Genomic DNA, 3,778 nt, shown 5'->3' with positions numbered 1-3,778 from the left:
CTCTTTTCAATGCAGTGATTGTATTCTTTATAATCCGCTGTCCTCTAATAGTTCCAGATGATACTATTTCTTCTAAAGATATAATATGGGATTGTATTCTTGTTTGGCTATTCTTAAACTCTACCTTGAAATCTCTATCATCACCAATTCTTTCAAGCTTTTTTATATTTTCATCAAATACATTTAGTATATTCTCATTTACTATCCCTTGAACATAATTTATCTTATCTTTAACATCTTCAAGCATTGTATTTATTGTAACCCCTGAGTCCCTCGTCTCAGTAATTACAATACTATCATCATCTTTTAAAACTTTTAGTGATTCTTTTGACATTTTATTTCTTTTAACTTCCTTGTAATTTATTTTATTTGTAAAGTCAAAAATATTATTTTTAGAAGTAATATTAGATTTTGCTTTGCTCCTTAAAACTTCGTTTTCATAATAAAAATGTATCTCTCCATCAATATTCCTTTTGTATTTTATTAAAGATATTAGCTCAAATACTTTATCTTCTTTGTAGAAATATACTGTCATAACTATACCATTTTTCTCAGTTTCCTCATTTAAAAATACTGATGGAACTAAATCCTCATTTAAACCTTTATTATTTAATACTATTTCAAGTGCTAAATTTAATAGCTTAAGTGAAGTAGTTTTTCCAGCTGCATTTATTCCAATAATTGACATAGTCTGTTATATCACAGTATACGTAGGGGCAGACCCATGTGTCTGTCTTCCAATGATATTGCACTGCAATTTTATAATCCACTCTTTTTCAATCCCATATAATTTATCAGCATTTTGTTTATGTCCTTTAAATAAGGCATATATCTTAGGCAGCAATTCATGGTATATTTTAGTATTTATTTATTGCTTTCAGTGGTCTCGACCTGTCTCCTTGTCCAGGGATTGTTATGGTAAATTTAGTACCTTTATCTAATTGGCTTTCTACTTCTATAGTTCCTTTTAACAATTCTACAATATGTTTAACTATGGCCAACCCAAGGCCTGTGCCTTTTATAGTGCTGGATCTGCTTTTATCCGTTCGATAAAATCTTTCAAATATTCTCGGTATATCTTCTTTAGGGATTCCTATTCCACTATCCTCTACTACTAATTCAATACCTTCACCTTTATTATATAATTTAATATGTACGTATCCATTTTCTTTACCATATTTTATACTATTTTCTATTAGATTAACTAGTATTAGTTTAAACCAGTCCTCATATCCGTTTATGGAATTTAAATTATTTTGAATATCTAAATCCATATCAATATTTTTCTTATCTGCTAAAGGTTTTAATAACTTTATTATATCTATTGCATCTTTTTTAAGATCTATATTGACTATATCTTTTCCATCTTTAATATTTTCTATCTCAGATAATCTTAGCAAATCGTTTATAAGTCTTTTTAATCTTTCAGATTCAAATTCAATAATATTTATTGCCTTTTTTCTACTTTCATCTTCAAGTTCTTTGATTTTTAATGTTTCTATAAATCCAGTAATTGAAGTAAGGGGTGTTCTTAATTCGTGGGAAACATTGGCTACAAAATCCTTTCTCATATCTTCTAGTTTTCTTATAGAGGTAATATCTCTAATCATTATAAGTGTACCGATTCTATCCTTGTTCTCATATTGTTTTTCTATGGATGATATGGATACCTCTATTATCTTTTCCTCTTTCTGTCCTATAACCTTTTCAATTTTATAGTTATTTTCACATTTCAATCTATTTTTTATTTCTTTCAAATTGTTCTTTTCAAACAAAACTCTATTTATATAATTCTCTATTTCTACTTTATTATCAATATTCAATATTTCTTTCGTCTTATCATTTACTAATATGATTTTATCTTCCTTATCTAATGCAATTAATCCTTCCTGCATACTGTCAAGTATAGCATCCATCTTGGTATTCTTATCTTTCAATTCATCGATAGTATATTTTAGTTTGGAAGCCATTCTATTAAAACTTTTGGATAATTCCTCAATTTCATCCTTAGTATTTACTTTTATCTTTTTATTAAAATCTCCTTGTGCAATTAGTTTTGAAGCCTCTGTCAGTTCCTTTACTGGAGTAGTTATTTTTTTTATACTAATATATCCTAATAAAACAGCAAAAATAATTCCTACAATTGCTGATAAAAATACGTATTTAAAAAAACTTTCTATTATAAGGTCTATTTCATTATAGTCATCTCCAAGCCTTACAACAACATCATTATCTCCTACCGTTATAGGATAAAAAGCTAAATAAAAAAACTTATTACCAACTTCATTACTGTAGCGCTGTACTATTTGTCTTTCTCCTCTTATTGCATATTGAAATTCAGTAGTTTTATCGTGAGGTTGAAACATTATACTATTATTTATCGAATCCGCTAACACTTGACCTTCTCTGTCTATAAATGTAACTCGTGAATTAATCTCTGTGGATAAGTCCTGAGCTAATCTGTGAAAATTTATGTTTTCCGCTTCTTCTTCGGTTTTCTTTAAAGTATTTTCAATTAGGTTCATATTTGTAAGAAATTTTTCCTCTTTACTATCTCTATAGCTATTTTGTATAAAATAGTAAGCAAGGGCCCCTATAATAATTGCACTAGATATAGAGATAATAACAAAATATAAAAGCATTCTTCTTCTCAAATTTACACCTACTTTATCCTATATCCAATACCTCTAATGGTTTCTATATATTGATAGGGTTCCTTAGTATCTCCTAGTTTTTTCCTAATATTTAATATATGCACATCTATAGTTCTAGTATCAGTTTTTGCTTCATCTCCAAATACTTTTTTTATAAGATTTTCTCTATCCATAACCCTATTGTGATTTTCCATTAGAACTTTAAGTATTTTAAATTCTGTTAAGGTTAAATCAATCTCTATGCCATCTTTAGTAACTTCATATGTTGAAATGTCTATAACTAAATCCTTCAACATAAGAGTGTCAGTAGATTTTTTTGGTTTTTCTTTCAATATACTTGTGTTTTTATATCTTCTTAAAACAGTTTTTATTCTGGCTTCCAATTCTCTAATACCAAAGGGTTTAGTTATATAATCATCAGCTCCTAAACCTAATCCTATAACCTTATCAGATTCTTCACTTTTAGCAGTAATCATAATTATAGGTATATCCTTAGTTTCTTCATTATATTTAAGTATTCTACACACTTCCAGCCCATCAATATCGGGAAGCATAAGATCCAATAATATTAAATCTGGCTGTAAGGATATAGCTTTTGTAATAGCATCCTCCCCTGTATAAACCGGAATCCCCTGAAAACCATCTCTCTCTAAATTCATCTTAATGAGCTCTACTATATTTTTTTCATCGTCAACAATTAATATCTTTTTATTAACCATTACTAATTTCCTTTCATATAAAATCATCCTAAATTATTTTCTATAATATCAGCAATAATTCAGGATCATTTATATTATAACATAAAATTATCAGAAAATGATTTACCATCAAAAACAACCTTCAAAATACCCTCTATCCTGTATATCTCATGGATAAACTCACTTATATTAAATTTCTTAGGAATTTTTAGTATAAAATGAATTTCAAATACAGTAAAATCTCCATCTTCGTCATAATCATCTTCAAAATCATTGTTTATAATTTTAATATCCTTAATGGAAATATTATACTTTCCTAGCAAAGTTCCTATTTCACCAATTAGTCCAGATCTATTTGAACTAATAACCTCTAGCGTTTTGTAACTGGTTTTTAGTATCTTTTTTTCAAATTTTCCTAAGCTCATC

Annotated in this window: 4 protein-coding genes; all 4 read right to left on the bottom strand. The window is 27.7% G+C overall.

The genetic code is table 11. The features are described from left to right. Positions 1–688, bottom strand: a 688-nt coding sequence (locus VK998_RS05565) for an AAA family ATPase (RefSeq protein WP_325226397.1), incomplete at its 3' end; no start/stop codon positions are given. A gap of 169 nt (positions 689–857) precedes the next feature. Beyond that, complete coding sequence (locus tag VK998_RS05560) at positions 858–2,654, bottom strand: ATP-binding protein (RefSeq protein ID WP_325226396.1); 1,797 nt, start codon at positions 2,652–2,654, stop codon at positions 858–860. Between the two features lie 8 nt (positions 2,655–2,662). Further along, the gene (locus tag VK998_RS05555) at positions 2,663–3,373 is read right to left on the bottom strand and encodes a response regulator transcription factor (RefSeq protein ID WP_325226394.1); all 711 of its coding nucleotides are present in this window, start codon (positions 3,371–3,373) and stop codon (positions 2,663–2,665) included. A 74-nt stretch (positions 3,374–3,447) separates the two neighbouring features. Next, the coding region (locus VK998_RS05550; RefSeq protein ID WP_325226393.1) for a hypothetical protein at positions 3,448–3,778 on the bottom strand (331 nt) is incomplete at its 5' end.

Source organism: Schnuerera sp., from assembly GCF_035459645.1.
GTDB lineage: Bacteria > Bacillota > Clostridia > Tissierellales > Tepidimicrobiaceae > Schnuerera.
This window is presented reverse-complemented; position numbering and strand designations above follow the sequence as displayed.

Excerpts from the sequence above, each read along its gene's own strand:
- VK998_RS05555 (WP_325226394.1), bottom strand. The coding sequence starts at position 3,373 with ATGGTTAATAAAAAGATATTAATTGTTGACGATGAAAAAAATATAGTA.